General features: G+C 52.2%; 18 protein-coding genes. 17 read left to right on the plus strand and 1 reads right to left on the minus strand.

Translation table 11 applies throughout. The features are described 5' to 3' along the window. Positions 1-132 precede the first annotated feature (132 nt). The 16 genes from HMPREF9473_RS07240 to HMPREF9473_RS07315 all read left to right on the plus strand — a co-directional run bounded on the left by HMPREF9473_RS07240 (position 133) and on the right by HMPREF9473_RS07315 (position 15850). Positions 133-831 (plus strand): response regulator transcription factor, encoded by a 699-nt coding sequence (locus HMPREF9473_RS07240; protein ID WP_006779425.1) that lies wholly within the window; start codon positions 133-135, stop codon positions 829-831. After that, positions 828-1928 (plus strand): sensor histidine kinase, encoded by a 1101-nt coding sequence (locus HMPREF9473_RS07245; RefSeq protein WP_006779426.1) that lies wholly within the window; start codon positions 828-830, stop codon positions 1926-1928. The genes HMPREF9473_RS07240 and HMPREF9473_RS07245 overlap by 4 nt, the downstream gene beginning before the upstream one ends. Before the next feature lie 136 nt (positions 1929-2064). Beyond that, positions 2065-2847, plus strand: a complete 783-nt coding sequence (locus HMPREF9473_RS07250; protein WP_006779427.1) for an ABC transporter ATP-binding protein — start codon at positions 2065-2067, stop codon at positions 2845-2847. After that, the gene (locus HMPREF9473_RS07255) at positions 2831-4825 is read left to right on the plus strand and encodes an ABC transporter permease (RefSeq protein WP_006779428.1); all 1995 of its coding nucleotides are present in this window, start codon (positions 2831-2833) and stop codon (positions 4823-4825) included. Before HMPREF9473_RS07250 ends, HMPREF9473_RS07255 begins: the two co-directional genes overlap by 17 nt. A 200-nt stretch (positions 4826-5025) precedes the next feature. Beyond that, complete coding sequence (locus HMPREF9473_RS07260; RefSeq protein ID WP_006779429.1) at positions 5026-5997, plus strand: AraC family transcriptional regulator; 972 nt, start codon at positions 5026-5028, stop codon at positions 5995-5997. 96 nt (positions 5998-6093) lie between these two features. Beyond that, positions 6094-7521 carry a rhamnulokinase gene (rhaB, locus tag HMPREF9473_RS07265; protein ID WP_034858082.1) on the plus strand — a complete coding sequence of 476 codons (1428 nt, stop codon included), beginning with the start codon at positions 6094-6096 and terminating at the stop codon, positions 7519-7521. Continuing rightward, a complete protein-coding gene (rhaM, locus tag HMPREF9473_RS07270) occupies positions 7521-7835 on the plus strand; it encodes an L-rhamnose mutarotase (RefSeq protein WP_006779431.1) in 315 nt (104 codons plus the stop codon). Before rhaB ends, rhaM begins: the two co-directional genes overlap by 1 nt. A gap of 48 nt (positions 7836-7883) precedes the next feature. Further along, positions 7884-9131 carry an L-rhamnose isomerase gene (locus tag HMPREF9473_RS07275; RefSeq protein ID WP_006779432.1) on the plus strand — a complete coding sequence of 416 codons (1248 nt, stop codon included), beginning with the start codon at positions 7884-7886 and terminating at the stop codon, positions 9129-9131. A 63-nt stretch (positions 9132-9194) separates the two neighbouring features. After that, the gene (gene rhaD / locus HMPREF9473_RS07280) at positions 9195-10022 is read left to right on the plus strand and encodes a rhamnulose-1-phosphate aldolase (protein ID WP_006779433.1); all 828 of its coding nucleotides are present in this window, start codon (positions 9195-9197) and stop codon (positions 10020-10022) included. A gap of 258 nt (positions 10023-10280) precedes the next feature. After that, entirely contained in the window at positions 10281-10547 is a 267-nt protein-coding gene (locus tag HMPREF9473_RS07285; RefSeq protein ID WP_006779434.1) for a type II toxin-antitoxin system RelB/DinJ family antitoxin, read from the plus strand. After that, positions 10540-10812: a type II toxin-antitoxin system RelE/ParE family toxin gene (locus tag HMPREF9473_RS07290; RefSeq protein WP_006779435.1), complete on the plus strand. Its 273-nt coding sequence runs from the start codon at positions 10540-10542 to the stop codon at positions 10810-10812. Before HMPREF9473_RS07285 ends, HMPREF9473_RS07290 begins: the two co-directional genes overlap by 8 nt. 180 nt (positions 10813-10992) lie before the next feature. Next, positions 10993-12099, plus strand: a complete 1107-nt coding sequence (locus HMPREF9473_RS07295; protein WP_434059273.1) for an aldo/keto reductase — start codon at positions 10993-10995, stop codon at positions 12097-12099. A 197-nt stretch (positions 12100-12296) separates the two neighbouring features. Continuing rightward, positions 12297-13280: a helix-turn-helix domain-containing protein gene (locus HMPREF9473_RS07300; RefSeq protein WP_006779437.1), complete on the plus strand. Its 984-nt coding sequence runs from the start codon at positions 12297-12299 to the stop codon at positions 13278-13280. 194 nt (positions 13281-13474) lie between these two features. Next, positions 13475-14185, plus strand: coding sequence for a response regulator transcription factor (locus HMPREF9473_RS07305; protein ID WP_034858930.1), 711 nt, complete (start codon positions 13475-13477; stop codon positions 14183-14185). Then, the gene (locus HMPREF9473_RS07310) at positions 14179-15348 is read left to right on the plus strand and encodes a sensor histidine kinase (RefSeq protein WP_006779439.1); all 1170 of its coding nucleotides are present in this window, start codon (positions 14179-14181) and stop codon (positions 15346-15348) included. The genes HMPREF9473_RS07305 and HMPREF9473_RS07310 overlap by 7 nt, the downstream gene beginning before the upstream one ends. Before the next feature lie 160 nt (positions 15349-15508). Beyond that, a complete protein-coding gene (locus tag HMPREF9473_RS07315) occupies positions 15509-15850 on the plus strand; it encodes a hypothetical protein (protein WP_006779440.1) in 342 nt (113 codons plus the stop codon). Positions 15851-15867: 17 nt separating this feature from the next. Here HMPREF9473_RS07315 and HMPREF9473_RS07320 read toward each other — a convergent pair whose 3' ends face one another. Beyond that, entirely contained in the window at positions 15868-16758 is an 891-nt protein-coding gene (locus HMPREF9473_RS07320; protein ID WP_006779441.1) for a LysR family transcriptional regulator, read from the minus strand. A gap of 212 nt (positions 16759-16970) precedes the next feature. Between HMPREF9473_RS07320 and HMPREF9473_RS07325 the strand changes: the two genes are divergently transcribed. Then, positions 16971-17477 carry a flavodoxin gene (locus HMPREF9473_RS07325; protein WP_006779442.1) on the plus strand — a complete coding sequence of 169 codons (507 nt, stop codon included), beginning with the start codon at positions 16971-16973 and terminating at the stop codon, positions 17475-17477. Positions 17478-17730 lie beyond the last annotated feature (253 nt).

Raw genomic sequence — 17730 nt, forward strand, 5'->3', positions numbered from 1 at the left:
ATAACATTTATTAGTAATATAGCATGAATTATCAACGGATACAATATCCAGGGGTTGCGGGATATGAAAAGCATGGTAAAATCTAACTATGACTGGATAGAGAGCCGGCTTTGGGCGGATAATGGAGGATATATGTATCGGATATTGATTGTGGAGGATGACAGTACGATTACGGCGGTTCTGAAGAGGACGCTGGAAAAATGGAATTATCAGGTGACGGCGGTGGGGGATTTTTCGCGGGTGCTGGAGCAGTTTGAGGAGGCCAGGCCGGATTTGGTGCTGCTGGATATATCGCTGCCGTTTTTTGACGGGTATTACTGGTGCGGGGAGATACGGAGGGTGAGCCAGGTGCCGATTATTTTTATCTCCTCGGCGTCGGACGATATGAATCTGGTGATGGCGGTGAATATGGGGGCGGACGATTTTCTGGCGAAGCCGTTTAAGCTGGAGGTGGTGATGGCGAAGATTCAGGCGCTGCTTCGGAGAACCTATGCGTTTGGGGAGCAGAAGACGGTGCTGAGAGTCGGGGACGCCGTGCTGAATCCGGGGGACGGGACGCTGGATGTAGGGAGCCGGAAATTGGAGCTGACGAAGAATGAACTGCGGATTTTGAATATGCTGATGGAGCGGAAAGGGACGGTAGTGTCCCGGGACGATATGATCCGGCAGCTGTGGGAGCATGAGGATTTTATTGACGACAATACGCTGACAGTGAATGTGACACGGCTTCGGAGGAAGCTGGAGGGCGTGGGACTGAGTGGGTTTATCGAGACGAAGAAGGGACTGGGGTATCTGGTCAGTGAGGATGGCGGAAGGGTGGTGGAATCGTGAGGGATGATGAAGCCGCGAGAGGTGGCAAGGCTATAAATAGTGATGGAACTGGGGAGAATGATGGAAGTGTGATTGAGAGCAGATATGGGAAACTGTCGGTGGGACAGTTATTTCTCAGCTACCTGAGGGACAACCCGCCGCTCCGCTTTCCGGCAGTCCTGCTGGTTTTGCTGGCGGTTCTCTGGTGGCTCCAGGACCTTCCGTGGCAGCCGATGGCGTATGTGGTGCTGCTTACTGCCGCGGTCAGTCTGGCGGGACTGGGAATTAATTTCATGCATTATGTGGTAAAATACCGAAAGATAGAGGAATGGATGCGTCAGGCGGAGCAGGGAGCATTTTTGACTGATTCTCCGGAGCGGACGGATCATGGGATGGACGGAGCCTGGCTGGCCCTGGTGAGCCGGTGGCAGCAGAACTGTCTGGATGAGATGGAGAGAGGGAGAGCAAAGAGGGAGGAGAGCAGCCGCTATTACACCCTCTGGTCCCACCAGATCAAGACGCCGGTGGCCGCGGCCCATCTGCTGCTTCAGGAGGAGACGCTGGACCGGCCGGCAATGGAGCAGGAACTGTTTAAGATGGAGCAGTATGTGGATATGGCGCTGCAGTACCAGCGGCTGGACAAGAGCGGCAGGGACCTGGTGCTTCAGGAATATGAACTGGAGGGGCTGGTGAAAAAGGCGGTGAAGGGACTGGCGGCCGTGTTCATTTACAACCGGGCGGCCCTGGAACTTGGAGAACTGGCGGGCCAGGTGCTGACGGATGAAAAATGGTTTGTGTTTGTGCTGGAGCAGATTCTTTCCAATGCGGTGAAATATGCGCCGAAGGGGAAGATATCGGTGTACTTATCCGGTGACCGGAAGGAGCTGGTGATCGAGGACAACGGCATCGGCATCCGGCCGGAGGACATTCCCAGGGTGTTTGAGTGGGGCTATACCGGGAGTAACGGCCGTCTGGAGAAGCGTTCCACAGGCATCGGCCTCTATCTGTGCCGCCAGGTGATGAATATGCTGGGGCAGTCCATCCGCATTGAGTCTGAGGAAGGCGTGGGAACCAGAGTCTGTCTGGGGATCGACCGGTACCGGTTTGGCGTGGAGTAGGAGCCGGGAAAAATATCATTACCTTTCAAAACTGTAAGGTTCCTTCCGGAAAATGTAAGCTGCTTCGATGGCAGCTTTTTTCCGTTTTTTCTATAATAGGAGAGACAATAAGAATAGATGTGAAATGGAGGAAGATATGTCTCTTTTGGAAGTCAAACATTTAAAAAAAGTATATACAACCCGCTTTGGCGGGGTGAAGGCGGAGGCCCTGGTGGACGTGGAGTTTTCCGTGGAGAGCGGCGAGTATGTGGCAATCATGGGGGAGTCCGGCTCCGGGAAGACCACGCTGCTCAATATTCTGGCGGCCCTCGACAAGCCCACGTCCGGCAGTGTGATGCTGGATGGCCAGGACATGGCGAAGATTCCGGACGGGCGCATGGCGGCTTACCGGCGTGACAATCTGGGATTTGTGTTTCAGGATTTCAACCTGTTGGATACCTTTTCCCTGAAGGATAACATTTTCCTGCCTATGGTTCTGGCGAGGAAGGATTACCGGGAAATGGAGGAGCGTCTGGCTCCGCTGGCGGCCCAGCTGGAGATTGGGGATTTGCTGGAAAAGTATCCTTATGAGGTGTCGGGCGGGCAGAAGCAGAGGGTGGCTGTGGCCAGGGCACTGATTACGAGGCCCAGAATTCTCTTGGCGGATGAGCCGACGGGGGCTCTGGATTCCAGAGCGGCGGATGGGCTGCTTCGGATATTCGAGCAGGTGAACCGCTCCGGGCAGACGGTATTTATGGTGACTCACAGCACCAGGGCGGCCAGCCATGCGGGGCGGGTGCTGTTTATCAAGGACGGCATCATTTTCCATCAGCTCTACCGGGGGGATGCCAGCAATGAGGCCATGTACCAGAAAATATCGGATACGCTGACGGTTCTGGCGACCCGGAGAGGGGAGGGCGGCCATGAACAGTTTGCATAATGTTCTGTTTTATCCCAGGCTGGCCGTCACCAGCATGAAGAAGAACCGGGGAATTTATCTGCCCTATCTGATGGCGGGCGGTGTGATGGCTGGGCTTTTGTATGTGCTGGATTCCGTCGGGGTCATGGTGGAAGCCAGTCAGATGGCGGGCGGCGGTATCATGCAGGTGATTGTGGAAATCTGCGGGAGTATCTGCACGGTGTTTGCGGTGATGATTCTGTTTTATATTAACAGTTTTGTGATGAAGCGCAGGAAGAAGGAGTTCGGCCTGTTCTGCGTGCTGGGGATGGAGAAGAAGCATCTGGGGTTTGTGCTGTTCTGGGAGGTTCTTATCGGGCTTTTCGTCAGCCTGGTGATGGGGATTACGGTTGGAGCATTATTTTCTCAGGCCATGTTTTTGCTACTGCTAAAAATGGTGGGGCTGCCGGGGAAGCTGATGTTTGTGATACCGCTTCAGTCAGTGGGGAAGACCTGTCTCATCTATGTGGCGGCGTTTGCGCTGGTGTTGGTTTATGACTTGAGGAGTGTGTTTAAGGCTAATCCCATGGAACTTTTGAGAAGCAGCGCCCAGGGGGAGAGGGAGCCGAAGACCAGGTGGCTGATGACGGCGACGGGAGTGGTGACTCTGGGGTTTGGTTACTTTCTGGCCATGTCTACGGGGACGGCTTCGGACGCGTTGACATTTTTCTTCCCAGCGGTACTGCTGGTGATGGTGGGAACTTACTGCCTGTTCCAGGCGGGGAGCGTGGCGGCGCTGAAGAAGCTTCGTAGGAAGAAGGATTTTTATTATAAGCCGGAGAATTTTGCGGCGGTGTCGGGGATGATTTACCGGATGAAGCAGAACGCGGCGGGGCTTTCAGGAATCTGTATTTTGTCGGCCGCGGTGCTCATTACGATGTCCACCTGCGCCAGCCTGTATGTGGGGGAGGAGGACATTTTAAGGAATCAGTATCCCAGGGATATTGCGCTGTTTGCCGGGGCCGGGGAGGCAGTTAACCCGGCGGGCGAGGTGCCGGGGAAGGTGAAGACGGCGGCGGAAAACCTGGCGCGGGAGCATGGGTGTGAGCTGGAAAACATGATGGACTTCTATCAGATGTCGTTTAACGGGGAGTTTAAGGATGGAAGTTTTACGGCGTCCCGGTATTACAGCGTGGGGACCTGGATGGTGTATGTGATGACGCTGGAGGATTACAACCGCAATAACGGCGGGAGTGAGATGCTGGCGAAGGGGGAGATGCTCTATTATGCCCCGGAATTGCCGCTGGCTGGGGAAGTGGAGGTCTGCGGGGAAACGTACCGTGTTGCAGGGGTGCTAAAGGAGTTTGAAGTGACCCAGCTGACGGGCTTTGCCACGCCGCAGGACCAGGTTCTTCTGATTGTGCCGGAGCTTTCGGACCTGCACCGTTTGTTCCGGGCTTATTCGGAGCAGCTGGGAGAGGACGCCAGGGAAACAATCAGCTATCACTGCCTGTTTGATCTGGCGGGAAGTCCGGAGGAGAAGGCCGGGTTTGAGGCGGAATTCCAGGACAGGATTCCGGGTTTGAACCGGGGAGTTGCGAGAGACGAGATACGGACGGAGTTTTACCAGCTGTATGGGAGCATTCTGTTTGTGGGTATCTTTTTTGTGGCGCTGTTTTTGACGGCTACGGTGCTGATCATCTATTATAAACAGATTACGGAAGGGTACGATGACAGGGAGCGGTTCCGGATTATGGAGAAGGTGGGAATGAGCGCCGCCGAGGTGAAAAAGACGATTACCAGGCAGGTGATTATGGTGTTCTTTCTGCCACTGGGAGTGGCGGTGATTCATATTCTGGCGGCGTTTCGGGCGATGTGCAGCCTGCTGGGGATTTTCAGTATGCATAATGTGGGGCTGTACGCGGTGTTCACGGCTTGCTCGGTGCTGGTGTTTGGGGTGGTCTATCTGGCGGTGTACTGTGTGACGGCAAGGACGTATTATCGGATTGTCAGGGAGTAGTGGAAGAAATAAAAGGCAGAGTGGAAGGAGATAACTTCGGCTCTGCTTTTATATGACATTTTGTTAAATGGAATTTATAAAAATGAGGATATTGTGGAGTTTGTAAAATGTGGTTTACAAAGTTTTGAGCATTTGTTGACAAGAAGGGCGGAACATTTTATGATGAAGACAAATGAGTGTGATGGAAATGAGGGCTGCGGGTGAATCAGGAATTAATCGATAGACTCAGTGTAGTGACGGCGGAGGAGGAGCGGATTCTGGCGGGGAGCCGGGATATTGACAGGACGCTTTATATGAGCCGGGAAGATATGATGATTGAGAGTGAGAAGCTTTTGGAGGCGGGGCAGCTGATTACGGTGCGGCCCCATACCCGGTTTGTGCATTTTCCGGAGCATACTCACAATTTTGTGGAAGTGATTTACATGTGCCAGGGGGAGACGGTGCATGTGGTGGATGGGAAGGAGATTGTGCTTAAGAAAGGGGAACTGCTGTTTTTGAACCAGCATGCGGTGCAGGAAATCCAGCCGGCGGGGCGGGATGATATCGCGGTGAACTTTGTGATTCTGCCGGTATTTTTTGACACTGCCTTCCGGATGATGGGGGAGGAGGAGAACCTGCTTCGGAATTTTATCGTTGGGTGTCTGTGTGAGGATACCAGATATGGGAAATATCTGCATTTCCAGGTAGCGGACGTGCTGCCGGTGCAGAATCTGGTGGAGAATCTAATCTGGTCGCTGTTACATGGAGAGCGGGAGAGCGAGAGCCAGGCGCTGAATCAAACGACTATGGGGCTGCTGCTTCAGCATCTGATGCGTTGCACAGGGAGAATCCGGATGAACCAGGACGGGGCGGAAGCCTTCGACCAGGAGGTGACGCTGCGGGTGCTGCGGTATATAGACGAGCATTACCAGGACGGGACGCTGACCGAACTGGCGGAATTGATGGGATATGATGTGTACTGGCTGAGCCGCGGGATTCACCGGCTGCTGGGACGGAACTATAAAGAACTTTTGCAGATTAAGCGGCTGAATCAGGCGGCATTTCTGCTGCACAATACGGGAATGCCGGTGGCGGATGTCAGCAGGGCGGTGGGGTACGACAACACCAGCTATTTCCACCGGATTTTCAGAACTTATTATGGGATGTCGCCGAAGGAATACAGGAAGAACTGAAGTGCAAATAAGGACGCTTTTTTAGATAAATAGCGTTCTTATTTTTTTGCGCATTTTGCGCTATGATGAGAGTAGTTTAAGTGGGAGAGGAGAAGGGTGATGCAATATTATCTTGCGGTTGATATCGGGGCGTCCAGCGGCCGTCACATTCTGGGGTGGATGGAAGACGGTCAGATGAAGATTCAGGAAATCTACCGGTTTGAAAACGGGATGGACCTGGTGGACGGGACGCTTTGCTGGGATTTGGAGCGGCTGTTTGGGGAGATTAAGAACGGCATGAAGGTGTGCGCCGGGATGGGAATCCAGCCGGTGAGCATGGGGATTGACACCTGGGCGGTGGACTACGTGCTGTTGGACCGTGACGGAAAGGTGCTGGGGAAGACGGCTGGATACCGGGATAAACGGACGGAGGGCATGGATGCGCTGGTGTATCAGAAGATTGGTCCGGAGGAGCTTTACGGGCGGACCGGGATACAAAAGCAGATATTCAATACCATTTACCAGTTGATGGCGGTGAAATGTTCGGAGCCGGAACATCTGGAAGCGGCAGAACATCTTTTGATGGTGCCGGATTATTTAAATTATCTTCTCACCGGGGTGGCGAAGCAGGAGTACACCAATGCCACCACCACCCAGCTGGTGAACCCGGAGACCTGTGGCTGGGATATGGCGCTGATTGAGAAACTGGGTTATCCCACAAAGCTGTTCCGGGAATTGTCAGTCCCAGGGACCGTAGTCGGCCCGCTGACGCCCGAGGTGCGGCAGGAGACCGGGCTTGACTGTCTGGTGGTGCTTCCGGCCACCCATGACACGGGGTCTGCGGTGGCGGCGGTTCCCACAGGGGAGGAGCATTTTCTCTATATCAGTTCCGGAACCTGGTCCCTGATGGGGACGGAGCGGGGAAATGCGGACTGCCGGGAGGTGAGCCGTCAGGCGAATTTCACCAACGAGGGTGGCTGCGGCTATCGTTACCGGTACCTAAAAAATATCATGGGGCTGTGGATGATACAGTCGGTGAGACGGGAGTGGAAGGAGGCCGGGGAGACCTACTCCTACGGCGAGATCTGCGAGCGGGCTTCGAGGGAGCGGATTCCTTCCATTGTGGATTGCAACGACGGACGCTTCCTGGCGCCGGAGAGTATGTGTGAGGCGGTTCGCGGTTTCTGCCGTGAGACCGGGCAGCCGGTACCGGAGACCAAATGGGAGATGGCGGCCGTGATTTACAACAGCCTGGCGGAGTGTTACAGGATATGCAGCCAGGAGATTGAGGAGCTGACCGGCATTTCCTATGACCGGATTCATATTGTGGGCGGCGGCGCCAATGCGGATTATTTAAACCGCCTGACGGCCAATGCAACCGGCCGGACGGTGTATGCGGGCCCCACGGAAGCCACGGCCATCGGAAATCTGGCGGTGCAGATGATGAAGGGCGGAGAGTACGAAAGCCTGGAAGATGCCAGGGAGAATATTGCAAAGTCCTTTGAGATCAAGGTTTATGAGCCGGAAGGAAGGGGAGATGTGTGATGACGAGAAAGGGTTTTAAAATGTTTCTGTATCCGGGGATGGCGAAGGAGTATGAGAGACGCCACAACGAGCTTTGGCCGGAAATGAAAGAGATGATTCAGGAGTATGGCGGGAGCAATTATTCGATTTATCTGGATGAGGAGACCAATGTGCTCTATGGGTATCTGGAGGTTGTGGATGAGGAACTGTGGGCGAAATCGGCGGATACGGCGATTAACCGGAAGTGGTGGGATTTTATGGCGGACATTATGGAGACCAATGAGGACAACAGCCCGGTCTGCGTGGATTTGACGCCGGTGTTTCACTTAGATTAACAAAAAACAGAAAACAGAGTGAGCATAAAATAAAGGAGAGAGATGACCATGAATATAAAAGAGAGATATGAGTCGGCGAAGGAGATCTATGCCGGGATTGGTGTGGATGTGGAGGAAGCGGTGAAGAAACTGGAGCAGATTCCGATTTCCATGCATTGCTGGCAGGGTGACGATGTGATGGGGTTTGAGGGAGTGGAGAGTCTCTCAGGAGGAATTCAGGCCACCGGCAATTATCCGGGGCGGGCGAGAACGCCCCAGGAGCTGATGGACGATATTGACAAGGCGTTGAGCCTGATTCCTGGAACACACAGGCTGAATCTGCATGCCAGCTATGCCATATTTGAGGAGGGGCAGCAGGTGGACCGGGATGCTCTGAAGCCGGAGCATTTTGCAAAATGGGTGGAGTTTGCCAAGGCGAGAGGGCTGGGGCTGGATTTCAATCCGACGATGTTTTCCCATCCGAAGGCAGAGAATGCGACACTTTCAAGTGAGGATGAGGAGGTTCGGAAATTCTGGATTGAACATTGTAAGGCCTGCGTGCGGATATCCGAGTATTTTGCGACGGAGCTTGGGAAGCCTGTTTCCATGAATATCTGGATTCCGGATGGGTTTAAGGATGTGCCGGCGGACAGGACGTCACCGAGAGCCAGACTGAAGGATTCCCTAGACCAGATTCTGGCGATGGATTATGACAAGAGCAAGGTTCTGATTGCGGTGGAATCGAAGGTGTTTGGGATTGGGATGGAGAGCTGCACGGTGGGCTCCCATGAGTTTTATATGAATTACGCGGCGACGAGAGGAATTATGTGCCTGTTGGACAGCGGACATTTCCATCCGACGGAAATGATTTCGGATAAGATTTCTTCCATGCTGCTGTTCTCTGACAAGGTGGCGCTGCATGTGAGCCGGCCGGTGCGCTGGGACAGTGACCATGTGGTGCTGTTTGACGATGAGACCAGGGAGATTGCCAAGGAGATTGTGAGAGGCGGCGCAGAGCGGGTGCTGCTGGCACTGGATTTCTTTGACGCCAGCATCAACCGGATTGCGGCCTGGGTAACTGGGATGAGAAATATGGAGAAGGCTCTGCTCTACGCGCTGCTGATGCCAAATGAAAAGCTGGCGAAGCTCCAGGAGGAGCGGAGGTTTACGGAGCTGATGATGGAGCAGGAGGAACTGAAAACTTATCCATTTGGGGATGTTTGGGATTATTACTGTGAGAGCCATGGGGTTCCGGTGAAGGAGCAGTGGTTTGCGGAAGTGGAGAAGTATGAGAAGGAAGTGCTGGCCGGGAGATAGAATGACCGGGAATGCGGTTTACATAAAATCAAAGAATTCATAGAAGAGAGAGGAAAATATCATATGAACGTATTAGAGACAAGGTTTGCGCAGGGATTTATCCGTGTGTGTGATGATGGATTTCAGCAGAACTGGCATGAGAGGAATGGCGGGAATTTGAGCTACCGTCTGAAGAAGGAAGAGGTGGAAGCGGTTAAGGACGCATTGTCTTATGAGGGAGACTGGCAGCCGATTGGGACCAGTGTACCAAAGCTGGGCGGGGAATATTTTATGGTGTCCGGCAGTGGGAAATTTATGCGGAACATGATTCTGGACCCGGAGGCCAACAGCTGCATCATCGAGGTGGATGAGGCGGGGGAAAACTACCGCATCTGCTGGGGACTCCGGGATGGAGGAAGACCGACCAGCGAACTGCCGACCCATCTGATGAATCACGAGGTGAAAGCGCTGGCCACGGACGGGCGTTACCGTGTGATTTACCATGCACATCCGGCCAATATCATAGCGCTGACCTTTGTGCTGCCGTTGACGGACGAAGCATTTACCAGGGAGCTCTGGGAAATGGCCACGGAGTGCCCGGTGGTGTTCCCGTCCGGAGTGGGCGTGGTAGGCTGGATGGTTCCGGGCGGCCGGGATATCGCGGTGGCCACCAGCAAGCTGATGAAGGATTATGACGCGGCTGTCTGGGCCCATCACGGACTGTTCTGCGCCGGGGAAGACTTTGATCTGACCTTCGGGTTGATGCACACCATCGAGAAATCGGCGGAGATTCTGGTAAAAGTGATGAGCATCCGCCCCGACAAACGCCAGACGATTATGCCGGAGGATTTCAGGAATCTGGCGAAGGACTTCCGGGTGAGTCTGCCGGAGAAGTTTTTGTATGAGAAATAGAAATGATATAGGATTCAAATGGGCCTGTTTCACTAGCGATTGAAAATCGGTTACAAGTTTTGTGTAAAAGCAAGAAACTGATTTTGCAAATTATGTCGGGGCTCGTAAGAGCCCCCGTGGATATAAAATCGGTAAATAGTAATTTAACCCAACTTATGGATGGAACATCACTTGCTTAGTTGTATTTATTGACAATGTATTGACAATGTCAATAAAATGTGCTATATTTTAATCAGGAAACCGAAAGGGGGGTTATAAATGGCTCAAACAAACATTAATATTCGTATGGATGATAATTTAAAACAGCAATTTGACTGGCTTTGCAATGAACTTGGCTTAAATATGACCACAGCTATTAATATTTTTGCTAAAACCATGGTGCGTCAACAAAAAATACCTTTTGAAGTTGGTCTCGATATCCCCAATTCAGAAACTCTTGCGGCGATTGATGATGTAAATCATGGACGTAACCTTAGCAAGACGTTCCACAGCGTAACAGAGTTGATGGAGGATTTAAATGCTTGAGATAAGATATTCTACTAAATTTAAAAAGGATTATAAGACTATTATCAAGCGTGGTTACAATCCGCAATTTTTACAAGACGTTTTAGAAATTTTATGTAATGAACAGTCATTGCCACCTAAGTTCAAAGACCATAATTTGTCAGGTAATTACGAAGGATATAGGGAATGTCACATAACACCGGATTGGCTGCTGATTTATAAGATTGAGCAGGAAACATTAACATTAATATTAACGCGGACAGGAAGTCATAGCGATTTATTTTAAATATGTTCCACTCTTTCCTATCATTTCCGGTTCTTCTGTTCATCTGCGTATAACGGAATCTATATTTTTTACCTCATCTTAATGATGGGGTTTTTTGTGCTTATGTTTGATTGTATTAGACAGAAGCGCCATCAGGATTTATAATAGAAGGAACAGCATGACACGAAGTGAAAAGGAGACATGATCATGAATGAGAAAAAACTGGGATTTGGGTTGATGAGGCTGCCACGGCTGGATGCTGACGATGAGGCCAGCATTGATTTGGAGCAGACGAAGCAGATGGTGGATACGTTTCTGGAGAGAGGGTTTACATACTTTGACACGGCATGGATGTACTGTGGATTTAACAGTGAGATTGCCGCCAGGGAGGCGCTGGTGAAGCGGCATCCCAGGGACAGCTTTACGCTGGCGACGAAGCTGAATGCGGGCTTTATCAAGTCGAAAGAGGACAGGGATAAGATATTTAACGAACAGCTGGCGAAGACCGGGGTGGAGTATTTTGATTATTATCTGCTTCATGCGGTGAGCAAGGATTTTTATAAGATTTACACGGAGCTGGACTGCTTCCAGTGGCTGGTGGATAAGAAGAAGGAGGGGCTGGTGAAGCATATCGGCTTTTCCTACCATGATAATGCCAAGCTGCTAGACCAGGTGCTGACGGAGCATCCGGAAATCGAGTTTGTCCAGCTGCAAATCAACTATCTTGACTGGGACAGCGAGGAGGTCCAGTCGGGGAAATGTTATGAGGTGGCAGTAAAACACGGCAAGAAGGTGATTATCATGGAGCCGGTGAAGGGGGGAACCCTGGCCAATGTTCCGGAGAAGGTGGAGCAGGCCTTCCGGGCGTATGCGCCGGAGCGCTCCGCTTCCTCCTGGGCAGTCCGGTTTGCGGCCAGCCTGGACCATGTGATGGTGGTTTTGAGCGGCATGAGCAATCTGGAGCAGGTGCTGGACAATACGGGATATATGGCGGATTTCCAGCCGTTGAATGAGGAGGAGAAGTCCATAATCAGACAGGCGGTGGATATCATTCATGCGGATATCGCCATTGCCTGCACCGGCTGCGCCTACTGCACGGACGGGTGTCCGCAGAAGATTGCGATTCCTAAGTATTTCTCCCTTTACAATAAGGATAGAAAATCCCAGCGGGAGGCGTATGAGCAGCTGACGGAGAACTTTGGAAAGGCCAGTGACTGTATTGCATGCGGGCAGTGCGAGGAGGTTTGTCCACAGCATCTGCCGATTATCCGGCATTTGAAGGAAGTGGCCGGGTATTTCGAAAACTAGAGAAAGACAGCCGGTGACGTGTTGTAAATAACCGGTGGATAGCCGGAAATGCACGGAAAATCAGGGTTCGCAACTGCCAGTTGACAAATTGCCAGCCCTGTTTTCTTGTGTGCAATCGGAGAAAACGGTATGGTTTTATCAGGAGAGGCAGACAAGAATCACAAGATATTCTCCGGAAAGATGAGGTAACAGCAGGTATGATTTTGGCAGATAAGATTTGTATGCTGCGTAAGAAAAATGGATGGTCCCAGGAGGAACTGGCCGAGAAAATGAATGTGACGAGGCAGGCGGTGTCTAAGTGGGAGAGCGCCCAGACGATTCCCGACGTGGAGAAAATTCTGGCGATGAGCAGACTGTTTGGCGTGACGACGGATTATCTGATGAAGGAGGAGCTGGAGGCGGAGGAATTTCTGGAGGTGCCGGAGGATACCGGTACGGTCCGCCGGGTTTCCATGGAGGAGGCCAATGAGTTTCTGGAGGTGAAGCGGCAGACGGCAAAGCCCATCGCGGCCGGCGTTTTTCTGTGCATTATCTCCCCGGTTACCCTGATGGTGCTCAGCACGGCGGCGGAGATGGGACGGTTTGCGGCGGGAGAAGCTGTGGCGGATGCCATCGGACTGAGCGTGCTGCTGGTTCTTGTGGCGGCCGCGGTGTCCGTTTTTATCATCTGCGGGATGAAGACCAAACGGTTTGAGTACCTGGAACATGAGATTATTGACACGGAGTACGGTGTGACGGGGATGGTGAAGGAGCGGCAGAAACGGTATCACAGTACGTATGTCAGTTCCAATGTGGTCGGTTCGGCGCTGTGCATTATGGCGGCGATACCGCTGTTTTTGGGAATGGCGGTGTCCAGTGACGACTATTTTGAGATATGGATGGTGGCGGCCCTGTTGTTGATGGTGGGAACCGGCTGCGTGTTCCTGATCACGGCTGGAATTAATCAGAGCAGTATGGAGAAACTACTTCAGGAGGGGGATTATACACGGCAGAAAAAGAGCCGCAGCCCGGTGCTGAAGGCGGTGATTGGGGCCTACTGGTTGGTGGTGACAGCGATTTATCTTACATACAGTTTGAGAACCTGGGACTGGAGAAATACCTGGATTGTCTGGCCGGTGGCCGGGGTGCTGTATGCGGCGGTGAATGTTGTGCTTGAGGCATTTGAGCGGAGAGAACGATAAGAGATCCCATAAGGGGGCGGCGCTTTCTTTACCAAATCTTAATGTTTTCCGTATTATAATAGTTGGGAAGATTCATAGTTAGGGACATTCATAGTTAGGGACATTCATAGCTAGGGACATTCGTAGTAGGAGCATTCCGGCGGGAAATGGCCGGGGGTAGAGATGGCGCAGCCACTGGGGAGAGAAAGATATTTATGAAATTGTTGATTATTGAGGATGAGGCGGACCTGCGCCATGCGCTTTGCAGGGGGCTTGCGAAAAAAGGATATGTGACGGATGGGGCGGCCGACGGGACAGAAGGCTATGAGCTTGCATTTGTCAACCAATACGATTTGATTTTGCTGGATTTGAATCTTCCAGGCATGGACGGTCTCACACTGCTCAGAAAAATACGGGAGCAGAATCTCCAGCAGAAGGTGCTGATTCTGTCGGCCCGCAGTTCCGTGGAGCAGAGGATAGAGGGGCTTGACCTTGGGGCAAATGATTACCTGGTCAAGCCCTTTGATTTTGGCGAGCTGGAAGCCAGAATCCGCTCCCTTTTGCGGAGGGATTTTATCCAGCATGACACGGTGCTTACGTTTGGCTGTTTTCGCCTGGATACGAAGACCCGTCTTGTATACACGGAGCAGGGCGGGGAAGTGAATTTGACGCCGAAGGAGCTGGCCATACTGGAATATCTGCTGTTGAACCGCGGCCGGGTGGTCAGTCCGGAGGAGCTGATTGAGCACGTCTGGGGAAGCGACGACAGCTTTTTTTCCAATTCCGTCAAGGTGCATATGAGCGCCCTGCGGAAGAAGCTGGCGGCTTACAGTGATGAGGAGCTGATTGTCAATACCAGGGGAGCGGGATACTGCATGAAAAACCAGGAAGAGGGGGCGCTGCCAGACCGGAGGGGAACATGTTGAGGAAAATATCAATTCGGGTCCGTCTGACCATCTATATTATCGTGCTGCTGACCTGCGTGTGCGTTCTGCTTACGGGGCTTTCCATTTACAATGCCAATCAGTCTTTTGTGGTTCCGTTTCTTGTCAGCGAGGTGGATGGGAAGGAACGTTCCGCGGAGGAGCAGCCGCTGGATGTGGAAGGCGGGCAGGCGCCCGGTATTGTATTTCAGGCGGACGATGTGCCTGGGCAGGACGGGCCTGGGACGATTATTATCACACAGAAGAAAAAGGATTTTAATATGTCCAGTCTCTGGATTATGGCGGCGGTGATACTGGGCGGCGGTTTGTCGACCTATTTCCTGCTGGGACGTGCGTTGGAGCCGCTGCAGAGACTGAGTGTTGAAATTGGGGAAATGACGGAGCGGGAGCTGTCACAGCGGATTGAGGGCTACCCGGCGCAGGATGAGATAGGCAGCCTGGCGGAATCATTTAACAGGATGCTGGCCCGGCTTGACAAAGCATTTTCGGAGCAGAAACGGTTTTCCTCCGATGCGGCCCACGAACTGAAAACGCCGCTGGCGGTGATAAAAACGAATCTGGATGTGCTGCGTCTCGATGACGCTCCCGATGTGGAGGAATATGAGAAGACTCTTGGCGTCGTTGAGCGGCAGACGAACCGGATGATGAAGCTGGTGGACGGTCTGTTTGCCATGACGTCACAGCGAGGTTATGAGCTTGATGAGAATGTGGATTTTGACCGGATGTTTGGCGATATTATCGCGGAACTGGAGCCGCGTATCTGTGAGAAGAATCTGGAGGTGGTTCTTCAGCCGGGCGGGCTGCGGACCATGGGGAACGTGGTGATGCTGACTCGCGCGTTTTCGAATCTGGTGGAGAATGCGGTGAAGTATCATGTGGAGAATGGCAGGATTGTGATTAGGACGGAGTCCGATGGAGTCTGGGATACCATAACGGTCGCAGACAATGGAATCGGAATTCCGCCGGAGAAACTGGAGTGGATATTCAAACCTTTCTACCGGGCTGACGAGTCCCGCTCCCAGACGGAGGGGGCTGGGCTTGGGCTGGCGATTGTTTCCGAGATTATTGCCGGGCATGGCGGCAGCATTTCTGCTAAGAGCGGAAATGGGGAGACGGTGTTTACGGTTCTTTTGCCTGTTCGTTGAGGATTCTTTACCGTTCCTTAATTCTGGGTGAGATATAATGAACTCAGAAATTAGGAAGGGAGGGATTTAAAGGAAATGATGTCTCATTAGGAGCAGGAAAGACACTGGATAACAGGAAACAACGAATAACCCATGAATGGAAAGAAAGGAAGTATGGAATATGAAAAAAATGACGACAATTGCGATTGCAGCTATGGTGGTATCTTCATTGGCAGTGATACCGGCGTTTGCGGAGGCAGTCGGCAGAGTTGATGCAGGTGCGGGTGATGGGCAGACAGTGGTAGTTGACAGCGCTAAGAGCGCAGTGGTTGATGCGGACAGCGTATTGATGGTGGACGGCCAGGATGGCGATCTCGCCCAGGTGATTTTTGAAACGGAGCGGGCGGATGGCGATATGGAGGTGACGGTGGATGGAGAAACGGTCATCCTCTCGGTGAGCAGGGCTCCTGGTTCTGAGGATGCTTCTTTGGTGGTGAAGGGACAGGACGGCAGTGTGGAGTAAGGGAAGATAAATGACAGTCAGACCGCGTATGGCCTGACCGCATCCAGAAATTCCAGCACGTCCCGGGACGGCGTTTTTGAGTAGAGAAGGCCGTAAGGGATGGTATAGTCCCAGTCTACGGGAATGGAGACCAGGGAAGGGTGAATATCCTTCCAGCACTCCAGATTCAACAGTACATGGCTGCTCTCAGCGCAGCGGTTAAAGACATCAATATCATAGAAATGAGGAGTATCCTCAATCTGAATTTGTGGGTGGTTCCGCTCCAAATCGTCACGCAGCAGGTCGTTGACGGCGGAATCGCCCCTTTTTACCATCATCATGGTTTCCCCGTACAAATCGGTGACGGAGAGCCTCTCCCGGCCGGCAAGGCGGTGATTCAGGGGGACAGCTATCATTTTTTCGTAGACACCCAGTTTCAGAAAATTACAGCGCTCCAGCCATCTGGCGGAATCGCAGACTCCCACGATAAAATCAAAATCTTTTCCAATCCGTTCAATCACAGATAAAATCCCTTCGTGGTTGTCTTCATAAGGGACAATCTGGATTTTAAACTGCGGAAAATGGGCACTGGTCCGATACCACAAATCCATGAAAAGCTTGCACGGATTCAACATGGAGGTGCCCACCCGGAGCGTGGCATGATTCGCCTCCGTCAAATCCCTGGCCCGTTTCACGGCCTGGTCCGAGTAGTCAATCATATATTTGGCGTCCTTGTAAATGGACTCGCCCGCCTCCGTCAGACGGACGCCCTGGCTGGTGCGGATCACCAGAGGAAACCCGAGATGCTGCTCCAGGGCATTGATTTGCTTCATGACGGCGGTGGGGGAGATGTAGAGCTGCTCGGCAGCCTTGTGGAAACTTCCGCAGTCGGCGACACAGATCAGGGCATTGAGCTGGCTGTTGTACATGAGGGGCCTCCTTTCGTAGCGTTAACTTTTAGTTAATGCAATATTAACACACCGGAGATTCTCGGTCAATACTTCCGGGATTATAATGGGGGTGTAACAGGAAATGCCGGCCAGCGGGCGCAGGCAGGTGAAAATGCGGCTGGATGAAGGTGGTTGGTAAGATGGCGGCCGGAAAGACGGTTGGCTGGTGCAGAGAGCAGGAGGTATAAAAGATGGCAGAGATGATATTGTATTTTTCCCGGGCGGGAGAGAATTATGTCAGTGGGGCGCTGAAATATCTGGAGACAGGGAATACGAAGATTGCGGCGGAGATGATAGGGGAGATGACGGGAGCGGAGTTGTTTGAGATTCGGCCGGCGCATCCTTATTCCGAGGATTATAACAGATGCATTGAGGAGGCCCGCCAGGAGCAGAAGCGGGATGCCAGACCGGAGCTGGCCGGTTACCCGGAGAATTTGGATGGGGTCGATGTCATTTATCTGGGGTATCCCAATTACTGGGGGACTATGCCGATGCCGGTGTTTACGCTGCTGGAGAAATACGAGTTTACCGGGAAAATCATTTACCCGTTCTGCACCCATGAGGGAAGCGGTATGGGGCACAGCGAGATGGATATCCGAAGGATTTGTCCGGGAGCCGAGGTGAAGAAGGGGCTGCCCATCCACGGGACGAAGGTGCGGGAAGCTAAACGGGATATCAGAAAGTGGCTGGGGCGGTAAGGAAGGTCCCAGAAGAATTCATTCTTTCCAGTTATTCTGAAAATCTTTAACCGATACTCTTATGACTTCATGTAAATGACTGATGAATATAATCAATACACCGAAGAACAGGTTTCTAGTAAATCTGTTCTTTTTTAGTTCGGCCATAGGTCTTGTATATTCCATGAGCTTTGAGGCTGCCATAGAATATTACAAATTGCCATAGCTTTTGTTAAGTTTTAGCGCTGATTTTTCCAGGGAGTCCAATTATACT

The organism is Hungatella hathewayi WAL-18680 (assembly GCF_000235505.1).
GTDB classification, from domain to species: domain Bacteria; phylum Bacillota; class Clostridia; order Lachnospirales; family Lachnospiraceae; genus Hungatella_A; species Hungatella_A hathewayi_A.

Bases quoted from the DNA above. Each gene is read 5' to 3' on its own strand.
- HMPREF9473_RS07240 (WP_006779425.1), top strand. From the start codon at position 133: ATGTATCGGATATTGATTGTGGAGGATGACAGTACGATTACGGCGGTT.
- HMPREF9473_RS07250 (WP_006779427.1), top strand. From the start codon at position 2,065: ATGTCTCTTTTGGAAGTCAAACATTTAAAAAAAGTATATACAACCCGC.
- HMPREF9473_RS07255 (WP_006779428.1), top strand. From the start codon at position 2,831: ATGAACAGTTTGCATAATGTTCTGTTTTATCCCAGGCTGGCCGTCACC.
- rhaM (WP_006779431.1), top strand. From the start codon at position 7,521: ATGACGAGAAAGGGTTTTAAAATGTTTCTGTATCCGGGGATGGCGAAG.
- HMPREF9473_RS07275 (WP_006779432.1), top strand. From the start codon at position 7,884: ATGAATATAAAAGAGAGATATGAGTCGGCGAAGGAGATCTATGCCGGG.
- rhaD (WP_006779433.1), top strand. From the start codon at position 9,195: ATGAACGTATTAGAGACAAGGTTTGCGCAGGGATTTATCCGTGTGTGT.
- HMPREF9473_RS07285 (WP_006779434.1), top strand. From the start codon at position 10,281: ATGGCTCAAACAAACATTAATATTCGTATGGATGATAATTTAAAACAG.
- HMPREF9473_RS07290 (WP_006779435.1), top strand. From the start codon at position 10,540: ATGCTTGAGATAAGATATTCTACTAAATTTAAAAAGGATTATAAGACT.
- HMPREF9473_RS07295 (WP_434059273.1), top strand. From the start codon at position 10,993: ATGATCATGAATGAGAAAAAACTGGGATTTGGGTTGATGAGGCTGCCA.
- HMPREF9473_RS07300 (WP_006779437.1), top strand. From the start codon at position 12,297: ATGATTTTGGCAGATAAGATTTGTATGCTGCGTAAGAAAAATGGATGG.
- HMPREF9473_RS07305 (WP_034858930.1), top strand. From the start codon at position 13,475: ATGAAATTGTTGATTATTGAGGATGAGGCGGACCTGCGCCATGCGCTT.
- HMPREF9473_RS07310 (WP_006779439.1), top strand. From the start codon at position 14,179: ATGTTGAGGAAAATATCAATTCGGGTCCGTCTGACCATCTATATTATC.
- HMPREF9473_RS07315 (WP_006779440.1), top strand. From the start codon at position 15,509: ATGAAAAAAATGACGACAATTGCGATTGCAGCTATGGTGGTATCTTCA.
- HMPREF9473_RS07320 (WP_006779441.1), bottom strand. From the start codon at position 16,758: ATGTACAACAGCCAGCTCAATGCCCTGATCTGTGTCGCCGACTGCGGA.
- HMPREF9473_RS07325 (WP_006779442.1), top strand. From the start codon at position 16,971: ATGGCAGAGATGATATTGTATTTTTCCCGGGCGGGAGAGAATTATGTC.